General features: G+C 65.3%; 17 protein-coding genes. 15 read left to right on the top strand and 2 right to left on the bottom strand.

What is annotated here, in order from left to right; genetic code table 11:
* Window positions 1-78: 78 nt before the first annotated feature.
* Complete coding sequence (locus tag ACTIEZ_RS06345; RefSeq protein ID WP_439545820.1) at window positions 79-1,509, bottom strand: metallophosphoesterase; 1,431 nt, start codon at window positions 1,507-1,509, stop codon at window positions 79-81.
* 101 nt (window positions 1,510-1,610) lie between these two features.
* Between ACTIEZ_RS06345 and ACTIEZ_RS06350 the strand changes: the two genes are divergently transcribed.
* Window positions 1,611-1,988 carry a hypothetical protein gene (locus ACTIEZ_RS06350; RefSeq protein WP_439545821.1) on the top strand — a complete coding sequence of 126 codons (378 nt, stop codon included), beginning with the start codon at window positions 1,611-1,613 and terminating at the stop codon, window positions 1,986-1,988.
* A gap of 73 nt (window positions 1,989-2,061) precedes the next feature.
* Window positions 2,062-2,688, top strand: a complete 627-nt coding sequence (locus ACTIEZ_RS06355; RefSeq protein WP_439545822.1) for a response regulator — start codon at window positions 2,062-2,064, stop codon at window positions 2,686-2,688.
* A gap of 23 nt (window positions 2,689-2,711) precedes the next feature.
* On the opposite strand, the gene ACTIEZ_RS06360 is transcribed toward ACTIEZ_RS06355, so the two are convergent.
* Window positions 2,712-4,265 carry an amidase gene (locus ACTIEZ_RS06360; protein ID WP_439545823.1) on the bottom strand — a complete coding sequence of 518 codons (1,554 nt, stop codon included), beginning with the start codon at window positions 4,263-4,265 and terminating at the stop codon, window positions 2,712-2,714.
* A 106-nt stretch (window positions 4,266-4,371) separates the two neighbouring features.
* On the opposite strand from ACTIEZ_RS06360, the gene ACTIEZ_RS06365 reads away from it, so the two are divergent.
* The 13 genes from ACTIEZ_RS06365 to ACTIEZ_RS06425 all read left to right on the top strand — a co-directional run bounded on the left by ACTIEZ_RS06365 (window position 4,372) and on the right by ACTIEZ_RS06425 (window position 18,005).
* Window positions 4,372-5,895, top strand: coding sequence for an ATP-binding response regulator (locus ACTIEZ_RS06365; RefSeq protein ID WP_439545824.1), 1,524 nt, complete (start codon window positions 4,372-4,374; stop codon window positions 5,893-5,895).
* Entirely contained in the window at window positions 5,892-6,785 is an 894-nt protein-coding gene (locus ACTIEZ_RS06370; protein ID WP_439545825.1) for a response regulator, read from the top strand. Before ACTIEZ_RS06365 ends, ACTIEZ_RS06370 begins: the two co-directional genes overlap by 4 nt.
* Before the next feature lie 664 nt (window positions 6,786-7,449).
* Window positions 7,450-7,800, top strand: coding sequence for a Flp family type IVb pilin (locus tag ACTIEZ_RS06375; RefSeq protein ID WP_439545826.1), 351 nt, complete (start codon window positions 7,450-7,452; stop codon window positions 7,798-7,800).
* Between the two features lie 304 nt (window positions 7,801-8,104).
* Complete coding sequence (gene cpaB / locus ACTIEZ_RS06380; RefSeq protein ID WP_439545827.1) at window positions 8,105-8,971, top strand: Flp pilus assembly protein CpaB; 867 nt, start codon at window positions 8,105-8,107, stop codon at window positions 8,969-8,971.
* Window positions 8,968-10,377: a type II and III secretion system protein family protein gene (locus ACTIEZ_RS06385; protein WP_439545828.1), complete on the top strand. Its 1,410-nt coding sequence runs from the start codon at window positions 8,968-8,970 to the stop codon at window positions 10,375-10,377. The genes cpaB and ACTIEZ_RS06385 overlap by 4 nt, the downstream gene beginning before the upstream one ends.
* Window positions 10,377-10,721, top strand: coding sequence for a hypothetical protein (locus ACTIEZ_RS06390; protein ID WP_439545829.1), 345 nt, complete (start codon window positions 10,377-10,379; stop codon window positions 10,719-10,721). Before ACTIEZ_RS06385 ends, ACTIEZ_RS06390 begins: the two co-directional genes overlap by 1 nt.
* Window positions 10,721-11,950, top strand: a complete 1,230-nt coding sequence (locus tag ACTIEZ_RS06395) for an AAA family ATPase (RefSeq protein ID WP_439545830.1) — start codon at window positions 10,721-10,723, stop codon at window positions 11,948-11,950. Before ACTIEZ_RS06390 ends, ACTIEZ_RS06395 begins: the two co-directional genes overlap by 1 nt.
* Window positions 11,947-13,350, top strand: coding sequence for a CpaF family protein (locus ACTIEZ_RS06400; RefSeq protein ID WP_439545831.1), 1,404 nt, complete (start codon window positions 11,947-11,949; stop codon window positions 13,348-13,350). Before ACTIEZ_RS06395 ends, ACTIEZ_RS06400 begins: the two co-directional genes overlap by 4 nt.
* Before the next feature lie 4 nt (window positions 13,351-13,354).
* A complete protein-coding gene (locus ACTIEZ_RS06405; protein ID WP_439545832.1) occupies window positions 13,355-14,353 on the top strand; it encodes a type II secretion system F family protein in 999 nt (332 codons plus the stop codon).
* Window positions 14,354-14,358: 5 nt separating this feature from the next.
* Window positions 14,359-15,336 carry a type II secretion system F family protein gene (locus ACTIEZ_RS06410; protein ID WP_439545833.1) on the top strand — a complete coding sequence of 326 codons (978 nt, stop codon included), beginning with the start codon at window positions 14,359-14,361 and terminating at the stop codon, window positions 15,334-15,336.
* Window positions 15,333-16,541, top strand: coding sequence for a tetratricopeptide repeat protein (locus ACTIEZ_RS06415; protein WP_439545834.1), 1,209 nt, complete (start codon window positions 15,333-15,335; stop codon window positions 16,539-16,541). Before ACTIEZ_RS06410 ends, ACTIEZ_RS06415 begins: the two co-directional genes overlap by 4 nt.
* Window positions 16,534-17,523, top strand: a complete 990-nt coding sequence (locus ACTIEZ_RS06420; RefSeq protein ID WP_439545835.1) for a tetratricopeptide repeat protein — start codon at window positions 16,534-16,536, stop codon at window positions 17,521-17,523. The genes ACTIEZ_RS06415 and ACTIEZ_RS06420 overlap by 8 nt, the downstream gene beginning before the upstream one ends.
* Window positions 17,520-18,005 (top strand): prepilin peptidase, encoded by a 486-nt coding sequence (locus ACTIEZ_RS06425; RefSeq protein ID WP_439545836.1) that lies wholly within the window; start codon window positions 17,520-17,522, stop codon window positions 18,003-18,005. Before ACTIEZ_RS06420 ends, ACTIEZ_RS06425 begins: the two co-directional genes overlap by 4 nt.
* The last annotated feature ends 118 nt before the right edge of the window (window positions 18,006-18,123 follow it).

Consider the following 18,123-nt stretch of genomic DNA (forward strand, 5'->3'; position numbering starts at 1 on the left):
GGTGCGCGGGTGCGCATCGGTGGGTGGTTGTTGGGGAGGGACGTCGTGCCGCCGGCCGCAAAGCCGGCGGCAGAAAGGTTAGAAATCCGGGCTCTTGTAGGGCAGCGTGTTGTCGAACCGCCGGGTGGGCGGGGCTGTGTTTTCCTGTTTCACCAAACGCTTGGCGTTGCCGCGTTTTTCGATAACCGCAGCGTCATACTGCACGCCATCGGCGGTGTAGGCGGTGTAGCTGAGGCGATTGCCGTCGATGCCGATCACCTGGAAAAACTGGCCATTCTCGCCCTGGCGCTCCAGTTTCACCCCGGTTGGCGCATAATCATCCCAGCCCTGCTTGCGGAACTGATATTGCTTGGGCCCCGAAACGCTGTTGACGAACATGGTGGTCAGCGTGTCGCCCACCTTGAAACCCGTCCGGCGCGGCGCCTGGGCAGCGGCATCGAGCAGGCCGCGGGCATAGGTATGATCATGGCCCTGCAGCACCAGATCGACACTATGCTTGTTCAAGATCGGCAGCAGCAGGTCGCGACCCGCCTTGTTGTCGCGATCGCCGCCGGAGCTGAACACTGGGTGGTGCATCGTCACGATCCGCCAGCGCGCTTTTGATGCCTGCAACTGCGCATCCAGCCATTGCGCTTGCGGCGTCAGGTCGGGCTGGTTGGTGTCGAGCACGAACACATCGAGGTCGGCCGAATAATGCACGACATAGGCCGTTTCCTGCACGGACGCCGGCAGCGCGGCATCCACCGGCAGACGGAACTGCGGGCGCCACAAATGGCTGAGCATGCGGCGACGCATGGCATCGGCCGGGTCGGACATGTCATATTCATGATTGCCGGCCACCGGGATCGCCGGGATCATGGCATGCAGAAAGCCGCCGGCCTTGAACCAATCGGCCCATTCGACGTCGCGGCTGCCGCGGTTCACCAGATCGCCGGCGTGCAGCATGAAACGCGCATCGGGTGCGGCCATGAAGGCGGCGCGGATCGTGCGCGACCACAGCGACAGCACGCCATTTTGCGCATCGCCCATGTAGATGAAGCGGATCGGCCCGGCGGTGGGTGCGGTGCGCGTCTGGAACCATTCGCTCCAGTGGCCATCGCTGCCCTGGACGCGATAGGCGTAGAGCGTGTCGGGCTTCAGGCCATCGAAGCGGACGCTGTGATAGGCCACCGCCGGCAGCGTATCGTTGGCCTTGATCGGGATGACCCGGCCATTGTTGACCAGCGTGCCCAGATCGACGCGCTCGGTAACGGCGGGCACGCTGCGGCCAACCAGATCGATGCGCGCATCGGGTGTGGCCAGCGCGATCTCGGCACGCGTGACGGCAACATTGGCAGCCGTGCGCCACGACACTGCAAACGATGTCGCGGGATCGCCTTCGAACGTCGCGACGATTCGATCGGGCCAGGCGCTGGCGCCCTGCCACGGCGGTTGGCCGTGATCATCATCGTGCGCCGCAACCGGCATGGCCAAGGCCATGGCGACTGCCGCCATCATCAAAATTCGCATTGTTGACCCCGTGTACCCTGTCTTTGTTGACGCGCCCTTAGGCTGGTTTCATGACGCGATAGCGACGGGACCTTTGCAAATTTGTGACTGGTTGCGGACGAATGTCGCACCCCTTTTCCGCTGCCTGGGCCCAGGATTTTTCCTTGCTGCTTCATCATGGGATCGAGGGTCAGTCCGGGTTCGGTTCCAGCAGCGCCGGCTTGGGCGGCGCGGGCGTTTGCCAAATGATTCGAGTGCCTGCCATCGTGGGTGACGCGCAATCACCTGCCCATCCGCTGCAGCCTTGCGGCGAATTCGCGTTCGCGGCCGCGATTTGCCGTTTGTTTCAGGCAGTTCATCCTGCGTTGGAACCGGTGCGTGCACAATTTATGGTAACTACGGTCTATCGTTGCGCTGATCTGTTGGAAAGCCCCGCGCTGGCGCCAAACGAGATGTCAATTGCAATGTTGGCATACCGCTGGCACAAGCGCGGTTGCTAGGCTCGGCGGCGCGATGGAACCGTCGTATGGCCGGGCCGTTCTGTATCAGAATCGAAAGGACACAGGCAATTTCATGGCCAACGTGATCATCGCAGACGACCATCCATTGATCCTGGCCGGCCTGGAGGCCGTGCTGAGCGCAGCCGGGCACAAGATCGCCGCGCAGACCAGCAGCGGCGAAGCAGCGCTGGCTGTCGATGGCGGCGACCTGTTTCTGGTGGATATGAAAATGCCGGGCGGAACCGGCCTGGATGTGTTGCGAGCGCTGCGCGACCGCCAGGATCCGCGCCCGCTGGTCTTGTTGACCGAAGCCATCGACACCGCCAGCCTGCGCGAAGCGCTGGCGCTGAACATCAACGGGGTGGTGATGAAGGCGAGCGCGCCTGCCCAATTGCTGATGTGTCTCGAACAAGTGATGTCGGGGCAGCGGTGGCTGGACCCCAGCCTGATGGATCAGGCCATGGCCGCCAGAACACCGGCCGAGGAAAATATACTGACGCAATTGTCGGCGCGCGATCAGTCCATCGTGCGGCTGGTGGTGTCGGGCCTGCGCAACCGTGACATCGGCGAACGGCTGGGCATGACCGAAGGCAATGTGAAGGTCACGCTGCACCGCATCTATGAACGGCTGAACGTCGCCAACCGGGTGGAGCTGGCGATGCTGGCCCGCGATGCGATGGACGCGATAGCGGCGGCGTGACGCTGGCATGACGGGGGCCGCCCTTATCGGGCGGCTGGCGCGAACAGGCGCTTCACCTCGGGCTGCTCCTCGACGCTTTGCACCAATGCCGGCACCAGCTTCATGTCGGGCGCTGCCTGTTCGAAGGCATAGCCCAACGCCAGCAGCCGCGCTTCGCTCCAGGCCGGGCCGATGAACGACAAGCCGACCGGCAAACCGCGCACGCCGCCCATCGGCACGGTGAGGTGCGGGTAGCCGGATACTGCCGCGAGCCCGCCGGCACCGCCGCCGGGTGATTGATCGGCATTGACCGGATCGATGAACCAGGCCGGCGCTGCGGTGGGCGCCACCAGCACCTCGACCCTGGCATCGGCCAGCAATTTGTCGATCCCTTCTTTGCCGGCCAGCCGCAGCGAGGTTTCGCGCGCCTTCAGATAGTCCGGATCGGTCAGGCCCTTGGTTGCTTCGGCCTTTTCAAAAATATCCTGCCCGAACAGGCCCATTTCGCTGGCGGCGTTCGCCTTGTTGAACGCGATCAGGTCGGCAAGCGTGCGGGTCTTCACGGTGGCCGGCGTGGTGGCCAGATAGGCACCCAGATCGGCCTTCAGTTCGGTGAGCAGCACCTGAAATTCGTTGCTGCCGATCGCGCGGCGGTCCGGGCCCGTCGTGATGTCGACCAGCACCGCGCCCCCTGCCTTCAGCACGTCCAGCGCGGCGGCAAAGCGGGCGTCAACGCCGGCGTGCCATCCCGTTGCAAAGCGCAGCACACCGATACGGGCGCCTTTCAGGGCGTCGGGGCGCAGGGCTGCAACATAATTGGTCCGCCGCGCGTCGGCTTCGCGCGTGGCGGGGTCGGCGGGATCGCTGCCGGCCAGCACGGTGAGCAGGCGCGCAGCCGTGCGCACATCGCGGGTCATCGGCCCGGCCGTATCCTGGCTGTGGCTGATCGGCACGACATGCGTGCGGCTGACCAGGCCCACGGTCGGCTTCAGCCCGACAATACCATTGACGGCGGCCGGGCAGGTGATGCTGCCATCGGTTTCGGTGCCGATCGCGGCATCGACCATCTGCGCCGCAACCGCTGCGCCGCTGCCCGACGACGACCCGCAGGTGTTGCGGGTCAGCGCATGCGGATTGCGGGTTTGCCCGCCGACTGCGCTCCAGCCCGAAATCGAGGCGTCGGCGCGGATATTCGCCCATTCCGACAGGTTGGTCTTGCCCAGCATTACCGCCCCCGCCGCACGCAGCCGGGCGGCCAGCGGCGCATCGCGCCCAGTCACATTGTCCTTCAGGGCCAGGCTGCCGGCGGTGGTGGGCAGCGCGCCGGCCATGTCGATATTGTCTTTCAGCAGGATCGGCATGCCGTGCAGCAGCCCCCGCGGGGCGCGGCTCTGATCAAGCGCGCGGGCCTGCGCCATGGCATCCGGATCGATGGCGATGACCGCGTTCAAACGGGGATTATAGGCCTGGATGCGGGTGATGGCAGCAGCAGTGTTGGCTTCGGCCACGCCGACGGCATCGCCAGCCCGGGGTGCCTGCTGCGCGACTGCCGGCATCGCCAAGGTTGCCGCCACTCCAACCCAGATCATCCGTATCATATTGCCCCCAACATCACGCCCAAGATCAAGCATGCCAAAAAACCGCGCATTCTCTTGCCACCTCGGGCATGATTTGCAACTGCAACACCAGAAGGGGGACAGGGGCGTGGCCGCGGCAGGGACTGGCAAGGGCGAAACAGCAGGCGGCGACCTGCCCGCCACGCTGCCCAGGCCGGGGCAGCGCGCCGCGCCCGACATGGCCGCGAAGCTGGCGGCGCTCGAACAGGCGCGGGACGCGGCCGAAGCTGCCAACCAGGCCAAGACGCGCTTTTTGATGGGGCTAAGCCACGAAATCCGCACGCCGCTGAACGCCATTCATGGTTATGCCCAATTGCTGGAACGCGGCGCGGCGATTGCGCCAGACGAGGCCGGGCGGATCATTCGCCGGTCGTCCGAACATCTGGCGGATCTGGTCGAAGGCCTGCTCGATATCAGCCGCATTGAATCCGGCGTGCTCAAGCTGAACCGGGAAACCGTGGCGCTGCGCGCGCTGCTGGAGCAGGTGGCGGCGATGTTCAGCATCGAGGCCGGCAACAAGGGGCTGCAGTTCATCTACAACGCGGCGCCCAATCTGCCGCCCTGGGTGCTGGCCGATGAACGCCGCTTGCGCCAGGTGCTGATCAATCTGTTGTCCAACGCGATCAAATATACGCCGGCGGGGCGAGTCACTTTGTCGGTGAAATATCGATCGATGGTAGCGGAATTCGAAGTTGCCGATACCGGCATCGGCATCGCGCCCGAGGATGCGGAGCGCATCTTCCAACCCTTTGATCGCGGCGGTGGGCGGGCGGCCGGCGTGGCGCCGGGCATCGGCCTGGGGCTGGCGCTGTCACGGATGCTGTCGCACGTGATGGGCGGCGATATCGCCGTCAAGAGCGCGCCGGGTGGCGGCAGCCGCTTCGTGCTGAAACTGCTGCTGCCGCAGCCCAATGCCCAGCCCGAAGCCGAAGCGCAGGGCCTGCCAATCGGTTATGAAGGCCGGGCGCGCACCATTTTGGCCATCGATGACGATCCCGGCCAGTTGGCGCTGTGGCAGGAATTGCTGCGCCCGATCGGTTTCAATCTGTTCGTGGCCGGATCGGGCGGCGCTGGCCTGTCGCTGGCGGAACTGGGCAAGCCCGATGTCGTGTTGCTCGATGTATCGATGCCCGGCCTCAATGGCTGGGATGTGGCGCGGCGGCTGCGGGAGCGTTTTGGCCGCCAGATCGTGATCCTGATGGTGTCCGGCAATGCCAATGAACTGGTCGGCGCGGTGGGCGACGGTTTGCACGACGGCTTCGTGCTGAAGCCGGTGGACCAGCATCACCTGTTTGCGACGCTGCGCCGCCATCTTGGCCTGGTGTGGCGCCACGAAGCCGACGAGAAGACACCGGCGGCGCAGGCCGACTTGCCGGTTGCGGCCATGGTGCATCTGGACGAACTGGCGCGGCTGGCACGCACCGGGCGGATGCGGAGCCTGACTGCCAAATTGGCCGAGCTGGCCGCCGCGGTGCCGCAGGCGGCTGCGCTGGTGGCGCGCTTGACGACGGCGCTGGATGATTATGATCTTGTCACCTTTCGCAAGTTGTTGGCCGAACAGGAGGCCGTCGTGCAATTGAGCGATCTGCCGACCGAGGAACCGACCCGATGACCGAAGCCACAAGCGCCTCCATCCTGGTGGTTGACGATGCCCCTGATTCGCTGCGTTTCCTGACCGATACGCTGGAAGGCGAAGGCTATGGCGTGCGCATTGCCCGCGATGGCGAGGCGGCGCTGGATTCGCTGCGCGCCGAATTGCCCGATCTGGTGCTGATGGACGCAGTGATGCCGGGCATCGACGGCTTTGAAACCACGCGGCGCATGAAGGCGGATCCGGCGCTGGCCCGCGTGCCGGTGATTTTTATGACCGGTCTGTCGGAAACCGAACATGTGGTGGAGGGCCTGGCGGCCGGCGGCGTCGATTATGTGAAGAAGCCGATCGTGCTGGCCGAGTTGCTGGCCCGGTTGAAGGTGCATCTGGGCAATGCCCGCATCGCCGCTGGCGCCCAGGGCGCGCTGGATGCCAGCAACCGGCCGCTGGTGGCGCTGAACAGCGCGGGACGCATCCTGTGGACCACGCCGCGCAGTGCCGACATCTTGGCGCAGCGCTTCGGAGCGGCGGCGGGTGATCAATTGGCACCGGCGCTGGTCGGGCAATTGTGGCGGCTGGCCGATGGCGAAGGCCGGGTGAAGCACGAGTTCGCCGGTGGCCGGGTGGAGTTCGCCGCGGTGGCGACACAAGCGGAGGAGCGACATTTCCGGGTGACCGAGACGCTGGAAGGGGCCGAAGAACGCCTGTTGGCGCTGCGCCATGGCCTGACCGAACGCGAGGCGGAAGTGCTGCTGTGGATCAGCCGCGGCAAGGCCAATCGCGAGATTTCCGAGATTTTGGGGATCAGCCCGCGCACTGTGAACAAGCATCTGGAGCAGATCTTCGAGAAGATGGGCATCGAGAACCGTGCATCTGCAGCGGCGGCGGCGGTGAAGACGCTCTCGCAATAGGCCCGCTGGCGTCAGCCGGGCGGCAAGATTGTAATGCACAAGGTGATCAAAGTTATCCTTTTGCAGGTTTTTTGGCACAATCCCTGCCAATAGAATGCGCCCAGATGCAGGGCGCAAAGACGATCGGCAGACGCCGAATGTGACATGGAACTGCGCTGTAGGACAGGCGCGTCGGCTGCGGGCGGGGCCCGTCGAGCAGGTGGAAACCGATACTGGCAAATAGGCTGTGCCGTCGATTCGCGGGCGCATTGCAACCCCGAAACAACCGATTCGGCTTCCACTCGCGGGGAAAAACCCCCGGTTCGCGGCGTTTGCCCGGCTTTGGCGGCCTGCGGATGCGACGAGCCGAGCGAAACTCGTGCGACATGCTGTCCTGGTAATTTACCAATATCGTGCCAATTCCCGAGGGCGGGACGCCCTGCGGTGCCCATTCGGCACGCCCTGCCAGCGCGGGGTAAAATTCGGATCAAATCTATGTTTTTGCGATATTATTTCATGATTACCGAAATGATAGCGCATATTGCGCAGTGGTAAACGCCATGACTCAAGTCCCTGTGCGATAAAGCCCCGGTAATAGTTAATAAACGGCCGTAAACATCTGCTAATTTGCGGTAATAATCATCACCATAGCAGAAATAGCGATACTATTTGTCAACCATTTTGGATGTTGTTCATTCCGAAATCGCGGTTTATCGACGTTATTGGGATACCGGCCGGAGGGAGCAGTGGTTTTCATCCGATCGGCATCAACGGTGATCCCTCCCGACCCGACTATTCGGTGCGGGATCTTGCAACAGGCTGCGGCCGCGACAGTGGGAACTTGACGATGATGAAGATCCTGAACAACCTGAAGAAGAACAAGTCCGGTGCTTCGGCTGCCGAATACGCCCTGATCGTTGCCGTGCTCGGCGGCTTCGTGGTCGGCGGCGCCACCCTGTTCGGTGGCAGCATGGAAACGGCCATGACCAGCGCCGGCACTGCTCTGGAAGCTGAATCGACCGGTTCGTTCCAGTAATGGAAAAATATCCGGGGCGGCATGCGTGCTGCCCCGGATCATCCTGAAACCATGACTCCCGGGCAAAGCGGCTCTGGAGAATTTCACGAAGAGCCTGAACCACACCGCAAGAGCCCGTCCTTTGTATGGACCGACCCAGGGTGCGTTTCTTGAAGGCGGCACATCCGCCGCAGGCAGAGGTTTCGGACAGCGGCATGCTGACCCGGCAGTTCCGGGGGGTCAATGTCGTTGCGGCCGCCAAGGGTAAACCCGAACGCGCCGGCTTCGATCATCACGGCACAGCCCGTGTGGAGCTAGCAGGCAGATGCGTCGGTCTTCCATCATCATGCTGATTGCCGCCCTGTTGCTTGGCATGGTTGCTGTGCTGTTCGCGCGCACCTTCCTGGGCAGCAGCGACAAATCCGGCAGTGGCGGCCGCGTGGCGTTGCGCACCGTGCCCACCGTGGTCGCATCCGCGGATATCAATTTCGGCGAGAAGCTCGCCCCCAACAAATTGAAAGTCGTGCAGTTGCCCGCAGACACGCTGCCGGCCGGCAGCTTTCAGCGCGTCGAGGAACTGACCAGCGGCGAAGGCCGCGCGGCCATGCGCCCGATCGGCGCCAATGAAATCCTCACCCAGACATCGCTTGCAACCGGTGCCAGCCGGCTTTCGACCGCGCCGCTGCTCAACCCGCAGATGCGCGCCATCGCCGTGCCGGTCAGCGAAATCGCCGGTGTCGGCGGCCTTCTCTATCCGGGCGACCGCGTTGACGTGTTCTTCACGCGTCAACCCGAAGAGGCCCTGCCCTATGTCGAGCTGCTGATGCAGGACGTGCGCGTGCTTGCTGTCGGCCTCGACATGAATGTAGGCAAGGACAAGCCGGGTGTGGTGCGCTCCGCCACGCTGGAAGTGTCGCCGCTGCAGGCCCAGAAGATCACGCTGGCCACCTCGGTTGGCCAGCTCAGCCTGGCGCTGCGCCACTTCAGCGACGAAGCACGAGTCCGCTTGCAGACCGGCCAGTTGATGGACCTGAACGACGGCACCGTGACCCGGCTGGTCCGCAAACCCGGCACCGGCGCTGCCGCCCCGGCGGCAGGCGGCGCCCCGGGACCAGGCGCGCCGCCGCCGCCAAAAGGCGTTACCGTGATCCGCGGCGCCACCACCACCTTCCAGCCGGTGATCGGGCCATGATGAACCTTGCTTTTCGCGTCCCAGTGCAGGGGGCGGCGCTGGCCGCAGCCCTGCTGTCCACCGCGGCATTGGCGCAGCCGGCAGCGAACCAGCCGATCGCCAGCTTTGAAGCCCGGACCGGCCTGGCGCTGACCCTGCCGATCAACAAGTCGCAATCGCTGCGCGTGCCGCGGCCGTTTGCGCGCATCGCCATCGGCAACCCCAAGATCGCCGATGTGACGCCGGTGACTGACAATGTCGCCTATCTGATCGGCGTCGCCGTGGGCACCACAAACCTGACGCTGTATGACAAGGCCGGCACGGTGATTGCCGTGGTCGATGTGGCGGTTGTGCCCGACGCGCAAGGGCTGAAGCAGAAGCTGGCCGACATCATGCCCACCGAAGCGCTGGGCGTGCAATCCGCCAATGATGCGCTGGTGCTGCAGGGCACCGCAAGCAGCGCCACCGCCGTGCAGCGCGCCGTCACGCTGGCCGAGGCCTATGCGCCCGGCAAGGTGATCAATATGATGAGCGTCGGCACCGCCCAGCAGATATTGCTGGAAGTGCGCTTTGCCGAGATGCAGCGTGGCACCGCCAAGGCGTTGGGCGTCAACATGGTCAATTATGGCGCTGGGGCTGGCAGTCTGACGGCGAACAACGGCGGCACCATTGTTGCCCCGCCAAACCAGATCAGTGGCGCCTTCGCCGGTGCGTTCGGCTTTGCCGGCCTCAATTTCACGCTGCAGGCGCTGGAACGTGACGGTTTGGTGCGCACGCTGGCGCAGCCCAACATCATCGCGCTTTCAGGCGAAACCGCCAATTTCCTGGCAGGCGGCGAGTTTCCGGTACCGACCGGCGTGGCGGTGAACGGCCAGGTGTCGATCGAGTTCAAGCAGTTTGGGGTGGCGCTGGCCTTCACGCCGACACTGCTGGAAGATGGCCTGATCAATCTGCTGGTGGCGCCGGAAGTCTCCAGCCTCGATCCGGCCGCCGGCATCGATCTGAATGGCTTTCGCATTCCCGGCCTGCGCGTGCGACGGGCGCGCACCACGCTGGAACTGCGCGATGGCCAGACCTTTGCCCTGGCCGGCCTGATCCAGAGCGATTTTCGCGACACGATGAACCGGGTGCCGATCCTGGGCCGGATTCCGATCCTGGGCGCGCTGTTCCGGTCGGGCGGTTTCGAACGGGAGGAAACCGAACTGGTCATCCTGGTGACGCCGCGCATTGTGCGGCCGGTGGCGGCCGGCACCGCGCTGCAACTGCCCACGGACCGCGCCATGGAGCCCAGCGATGGCGATTTCTTCCTGATGGGCCAAACCGAGCGGCTGCGCACGCCGGGCACGATCCTGCCGCTGCCCGGCCCGGCCAGCGCCATCAACAAGCCCGGCGGCATCGCGGCCGACCATGGCCATATCGTGAGGTGATGCAGATGATCAGGGTCAAGACAATCTGTTGCCCGCGTGAACCATTGCTGGGGCTGTTGCTGGCCGGCGCGGCCCTGCTGGCGACGCCGGTGCTGGCGCAGGATCGCGGGCTGGGGCTGGTTGTGCAGAATAATGTGCATGCTCAACTCGTTGATCCCAACCCGGCCTATGCCGGCGTGCCGATCGAAGGCAGCGACGGCCTGAAGGCCGACACCGCCATCACCCGTTATCGCGGGGGCCGTGTGCAGCCGCTGCAGCCCTTCACGGGGGCGGCGAATGTTGGCGCGGCCGGCGCCGGCGCGGCAGCCAGCAGCGCGCAACCTGCAACTGCCGGTCCGCGCTGATGGCACTGCTGGCACGCCTGGGTGCATTGGTTGGCGACGGCAGCGCGCCGAGCGGGCCGGAACTGGTGGAAGGCCCGGCCCTGCGAGTCACGCTGGTGCTGGAACCGGCGACGGCCGGCAAGCTCGACATGGCGCGGTTGAATGTCCTGAACGCTGAAATTCGTCCCTTCGATGGCGGGTTGGACGCGTTTGCCGCCAATGCGCCGCTGATCCGCCGCACCGACATGGTGGTGGTGGAGATCGATCCCGAGAATGCCAAGGCACTGGCCGCGCTGGAGCAATTTGCCAGCGGCGTCGGCGGCCGCATCCCGGTGGTCGCCGCCGTGCATGATCTGACGATCTCGGCCACCCGCCGCCTGATGCGATCCGCCATTGCCGATGTGCTGCCAATCCCGTTCAGCCTGGAAGAATTGGGCCAGGCCATTGAATCGGGCCGGGAACGCATCACCCAGGCCCGTACCGGCGATGGCCCGGTGCGCATGGCGCATATCGTGGCCTTTCAGGGCGCGTTGGGCGGCATCGGCACCAGCATGATTGCCACGCAGGCGGCGCAATTATGGGCCAAGGATCGTTCGGTGCTGCTGATCGACATGGATCTGCAGCGCGGCAATGCGGCGCTTTATCTGAACCTGAAGCCGCGGCTGACCATTTCCGATCTGATCGAAGCGGATGACCGGCTGGACGGCGAATTTCTGAAGATGGTGTCCGAACGGCACCAATCCGGCCTGTCGGTGGTGGCCGCACCCGCCGACATGAACCCGCTGGATTCCCTGACGCCGGATTTCATCGACCGGTTGATGGACCAGGCCGCCCAGCAGTTCGACATGGTGGTGCTCGATATGCCGGGCATCTGGATGGACTGGACGGCGGCGGCACTGCAGAAGGCCGACATCATCGCGCTGGTGACGCAAATCACCGTGTCGGGCGTGCAGCAGGCGCGCCGGCAACTGGATGTGTTTGATGCCAATAATCTGGGCGAACGCGTGCGGGTGGTGATGAACCGCATGACCCCCGGCCTGTTCGGCAAATATGACCTTTCGGATGCCGAATCCGCGCTGCGCCACCGCGTGCATTTCGCGCTGGCCAATGATTATCCCACCGTATCGGCGGCGCTGGATGAAGGCCGTTCGCTGAGCCAGATCAAGATGAAGGCGCGGATCGAGAAGGAAATCCGCGCCATGGCCGCCGCGCTGACCGAAGAAATGACGGCGATGGGGGCAACCGCATGATTTTCCCGACCCGCCGCAAACCGCCGGCCACAGCCGAAATGCCGGTGACCACCGAGAACGGCACGGCACCCGCAACGCCGGCGCCCGTGCTCGCGCCGGTGGTGAGCATCCGCGATCGCCGGCGCGATGATTATACCGAACTGAAGGTGATGCTGCACCAGCAGTTGATCGACCGCATCAACCTGGCCGCCCTGGAAACCATGACGCGCGAGCAGATGCAGCGCGACATCGGCGATATCGTCCAGGAAATGCTGAAGGAAAACAACCAGGCGCTGAACGCGGCCGAGCGGCGCCAGTTGGTGGAAGATATTCTGGATGAATTGCTTGGGCTGGGGCCGCTGGAGCCGCTGCTGAAGGACCCGACGATTTCGGACATCATGGTCAACAGTGCCACCAAGGTGTTCGTGGAACGCCGCGGCCGCATCGAAGAAGTCGGCACGCGCTTTGCCAGCGACCAGCATCTGCTGCGGATCATCGGCAAGATCGTGTCGGCGGTGGGCCGGCGCATCGATGAAAGCTCCCCGATGGTCGATGCGCGTCTGCCCGACGGCAGCCGCATCAACGCCATCATCCCGCCGCTGGCCATCGATGGGCCCTGCCTGTCCGTGCGCAAATTTCCGCCCAGCCGCACCAGCCTTGATATGCTGGTGAATTATGGATCGTTGACCGTTGATTGTGCGACGATGATGAAGGCAGTGGTGGCCAGCCGCCGCAACGTGATCGTTTCGGGCGGCACCGGTTCGGGCAAGACCACCATGCTCAACGCCTTGTCCGGGTCGATCGGCAGCCACGAACGCGTGGTGACCATCGAGGATTCGGCTGAGTTGCAGTTGCAGCAGAGCCATGTCGTGCGGCTGGAAACGCGCCCGCCCAATATCGAAGGCCGCGGGGAAGTGACTCAGCGCGATCTGGTGAAGAATGCGCTGCGCATGCGGCCCGATCGGGTGATCCTGGGCGAAATCCGTTCCGGTGAGGCGTTCGACATGCTGCAGGCGATGAACACCGGCCACGATGGATCGATGACGACGCTGCACGCCAACACGCCGCGTGATGCCATGTCCCGCCTGGAACAGATGATCGGCATGTCGGGCATCGACATCAGCCCGAAATCGGCGCGCGCCCAGATCGCATCGGCAATCAACGTCGTGCTGCAGCTCGAACGTCTGCAGGATGGCACCCGCCGCGTCACCTCCGTGGCGGAAATCACCGGCATGGAAGGCGACATCATCCTGATGCAGGAAATCTTCAAGTTCGTGCGGGAAGGCGTCGATGCCGAAGGCAAGGTGATCGGCGAAATGCGGCCGATGGGCGTCAGGCCCAAGTTCATGGAAGTGCTGAAATCGCGCGGCTATGATCTGCCGTCGACGATGTTCGATCCCTTCCGGCGGCGGGAGGGCTGATCCGATGCTGCCCGACTTCATCGACCCCGAATATGTGCTGTACGGCATCGTGTTCCTGGCCGTCGTGCTGCTGGCCGAAGGTGGATTCCTGTGGTGGCGCGACACCTATGGCCCCAAGAAGCGCGTGTCGAAGCGCATGGCCATGCTGGAGCGCGGCGCCACATCCGAAGAAATCATCACGGCACTGCGGCGCCAATCGACCGACGTGTCGAAGTCCCTGTTGCCCTCGGTCATCCGCTATCTCGATGCGCGCATGAACCAGGCCGGAATCCGGATGAGCGCGCAGCGCATGCTGACGATCATGGCAAGTGTAACCATGTTGATTGGCTTTTTGTTTCCGTTGCTTGGCGGCATCACCGGGCAGGTTCGCTCGGCGGGTGCCGTGTTGCTTATCGTGTTGTTCGCCGGCGGCATCGGCATTGCGCTGCCCGTGTTGGCGATCAACTATCTGGCGGCCCGCCGCCTGAAACTGCTCGAGAAGCAGTTCCCGACCGCGCTCGATGTGCTGGTGCGCGGTTTGCGCGCTGGCTACCCGATCACCGGCGCGCTGGAACTGGTGGTGTCGGAAATGCCCGACCCGCTGTCGTCGGAACTGGGCCTGGTGCTGGCCGAGATGAACTATGGCTATCCGCTGCGCGACGCGTTGGTCAATCTGTCAGAACGGGTGCAGACGCAGGATATCAACATGTTCGTCGTGTCGGTATCGATCCAGACCGAAACCGGCGGCAGTCTCAGCGAAATTCTCGATGGCCTGGCCAAGGTGATCCGCGACCGGGCGGCGATGGTGCTGAAGGTGCGCGCGCTGGCATCCGAAGGCAAGATGACCGGCGCACTGCTGACCGCGATGCCGATCATCACCTTCATCGGGGTGTTCTGGTCCACGCCGGAATTCTATCTCGATGTGGTGGATGATCCCTGGTTCATGCCGGGCGTCATCGGCATCGTCTTCCTGTTCACGCTGGGCGTCGTCGTCATGAACCGCCTCATTGCGATCAAGGTGTAACACCGATGTTCAGCGATGATCTCGTCAACTGGATCGTGCTGGGGCTGGTGTTTGTCGCCGTCGTGCTGGTGGTGATGGCGCTGGCGCCGCTGGTGCTGGGGCGCACCGACATCAAGGCGCGGCTGGCGGCCCAAGGCGGCAGCGCGGTAGCCGATAGCGGTCCCGGCAGCATCCGCAACGATCAATCCACCACCGTATGGGCGCGCCTGGTGCAGGAGGTGGAGCGGCGCGGCATGAGCCTGACCGATTCCACGTCGGATCGATTGTCTGAAAAGCTGGCCCTGGCCGGGTTTGACCAGAGCTATGCCCCGCGTGCCTTCACACTGGCGCGTGCGGTCGGTACGCTGGGGCTGTCGTCGCTGCTGGTGCTGGTGTTTGCCGCCACCGGCAATTGGCCGAGCGCCGGCAAGCTTTACATGATGGTGATCGGTGCAGCGCTGTTCGGCCTCTATCTGCCCGGCATCATCGTGTCGTCACGCGCCGAAAATCGCGCCAAGGAAATCCTGAACGGCTTTCCGGACACGCTCGATCTGGTGCTGGTCTGTCTGGAGGCCGGTCTCGGCATCGATGCCGCGTTCAACCGGGTTGGTTCCGAAATCACCACGTCACACCCGCTGCTGGCCCGGCTGTTTGCCCAGGTCAGCCTGGAACTGCGTGCCGGACGCAGCCGTGAAGTCGCGCTGCGCATGCTGGCCCGCAAGAGCGGTGTGCCGGAAATCACCGCCTTCACCACCCTGATCATCCAGTCCGACCGGCTGGGCGCGTCGGTGGCGACGGCGCTGCGCATCTACGCGTCTGAAATGCGCGAGCAGCGGCGGATGCGCGCCGAGGAAAAGGCCCACCGCATCCCGGTGCTGCTGTCGGTCCCGCTGGTCTGCTTCATGCTGCCCACCATGGTCGCGGTGCTGATGCTGCCGGCCGCCATCGGCATGAAGCAGCAGATGGCCAAGGCCGACGAGCAGAAGGCGGCCAAGGCGCAATGAACCCGGCATCCCGCCCCGCCGCCGGCATCGCACTGGCGCTGGCCATGGCCTCGCCCGCGGCGGCGGCGCGCAGCCTGCCCGATGACATGAAGGCGCGTGCGACCGGCATGCCGGCCAGCGCCCTTGCCGCCGGCCAGGACAGCGAAGGCGCGCTGGACCAGGGCCGCGCGCTGCTTGCAGCCAGCAATCCCGCCCAGGCCATTTCGGCGTTTCGCATCGCCCTGGCCCAGGCGCCGCAATCGGTGGCTGCGTTGAACGGCATTGCCGTTGCCTATGATCGGTTGGGCCGTGCCGATCTGGCGCGACAGCATTTCGAAATGGCGCTGGCGCTGGAGCCTGACGCGGCCGACATTGCCTATAATCTGGGGCTGGCGCTGGTGCGTGGTGGCCAGGATCGCGCGGCGATCCCGCATCTGCAGCGCGCCGCTGCCGGCAACGATCCCCGGGCGGCGGCCGCCGCGCGCCGCATGCTGGCGCTGATTGCCGCGCGGTTGACCGCCCCAGAGGCACCGGCCGCCATGGCCGCCGCGCCAGCGCCGGCGCCGTCCACAGCCGGCCCGCGCATCGACATTGCCAGCAGCGGAGAGGCCGTGCTGGTGCTGGCGCCATCGCCGGCAAAATCACAGGATGCAGCACAGGATGCGGGCCCGGTGCGGATGGCGGCCGCGGCCGTGGCGCCGCCGCCGGATCAGCCCGGTGCGGCTGCGCCGGCGGCGGCGATGGCCCTTGCCCTTGTCGAGCGGCTGGGCGATGCCGCCGCCTTGACCATTCCGCAGACGGTTTCGATGAACAGCGTTCCCAGCCGCGAAGAAGCGCCGATGCCCGCCCCGGCCTTGATTCACATTGGCCCGCAGCAGCCGCAACAGCAACCTCTGCCTGCGGCGCCGCGGCGCACGGCGCTGGCAGTGCCGGCGCTGCCACCCAAGCCGACCCTTCCAGAACCGGCGCAACCGGCCAATCGGCCCGTGCCAGCCATGGCCGCTGCGCCGCGCCCGTCCGCGCCCGCCGCACTGCTGGTGCGCTGGCGGCGGGCCGATGTCGAACAGGGCATCCTTGCCAGCAATCAGACGGTCAGCAATCGGGCGGTCAGCAGTCGCGAGACACCACTTCCGCCGCCCGCACCAGACGATGACAAGGCCGCGATCCGGCTGGCCATCGCCCGACTGGAAGCCCTGGTGTCCAGGATCGAGGTGCAGCGTGGCTGAGGTCGACGATTTCGTACCGGAGTGTGCCCCGGAGTTTGCCGAAGCCATCGCCGAACCGCCGGCCGAGCCGGTGCGGACCGTTTCGCTGCGGCGTTATCATCGCGCTGCCTTCGTCGTGCTGCTGGCCGCCCTGGTCGTGGCGCTGGTGACGCCGGCCTGGGCCGGGCGCCGCCCGCCAAAGCCCGATCCGGCCACGGCAGCCAGCACGGTGGTGGCGCCGCCCGGACCGGAAGCGCTGGCGATGCTGGATGCGGCCATCGCCGAAGGCCGCATGGACGCAGCCCGCGCGCTGATCGCGCCGATGTGGGCCAGCGGCGCGCCCGCAGTGGCCCTGCGCGCGGCCGAGCTGGCGCTGGCATCCGGATCGTTGCCGGAAGCCGCCGAAGGCTTTGGCGCCTTGACAGACGGGCCGCTGGCCGGGCCGGCGCTGCAGGGGTTGGGCATCACCCGCCTGAAACAAGGTCGCATCGCCGATGCGGCGGCCGCGCTCGATGCGGCGGTGGCGGCCGATCCCGGCCTGGCCCGGGCCTGGAATGCCCGCGCAGTGATTGCCGATCGCCAGCGCGACTGGGCTGCTGCTGATGCTGCCTATGCCAAGGCGATTGCGGCGCAGCCCGGCGAAGCGGCCTGGCTGGCCAATCGCGGCTGGTCCCACCTGCTGCGCGGGCATCATGTGGCGGCCGAACAGGATCTGGCGGCAGCGCTGGCGCTGAAGGCCGATCTGGTGCCGGCCCGCACCAATCTGGCCCTGGCCCGCGCGATGCAGGGCCGATACCAGGATGCCTTCCGCCAATCCGACAAGAAAACACTTGCTGCCGATCTCAACACCGTCGGCTATGCCGCCATGGCCCGCGGCGACCTGAGCGTGGCGGAGGCCTATTTCAACCGCGCACTCAGCCTCAATCCGCAATTCGATCGGGCCGCCTGGGCCAATCTCCAATATCTGGTGGCGCTTAAGGGCGACGCCGGGCGGGCACAGTGACGATTGCCGAGGCCGGCCTGCTGCTGATGGCGCTGGCGGTGCTGGCAGCGGCGGGCTTTGATCTGTGGCGGTTCGAGATTCCGGACACGCTGACCATCCTGATCATCGCTGGCGCCGTGCTGTTCGGGTTTGGCACGCCGGGCTTTGATTGGGCGCAGCATGCTGCAGCCGGCGGCGCCATGTTTGCCTTTGGCTTGCTGGCCTTCACGCGCGGCTGGCTGGGCGGCGGCGATGTGAAGATCATGACCGGCTGCGCCTGTTGGGCCACCCTGCCCAGCCTGCCCGAACAGATGGCGCTGATCGCACTGGCCGGCGGTGTGCTGGCGCTGGTGCTGATGCTGCTGCGCCGATCCCTGGCCTTGGCGGGCGTGACCGGCGAAAATGCCCCCCGCCTGGTCCGGGTGGGCGCGGAACTGCCCTATGCGGTGGGCATCGCCGGCGGCATGGCGGTGTGGGCGATGCGGCACCTGGTGCAGGGATAGGGATCGCCAACCTCCCGTTGCCGATCGCTGTTGCACAATGGCCACGCTGGCCGGCTGTCAAAATATTATCACGCGTTTGAAATCGAAATGTCATTTTGGCGTTGCACTCGGAACCCGA

The sequence above is a fragment of the Sandarakinorhabdus sp. genome, from assembly GCF_051860625.1.
GTDB lineage: Bacteria > Pseudomonadota > Alphaproteobacteria > Sphingomonadales > Sphingomonadaceae > Sandarakinorhabdus.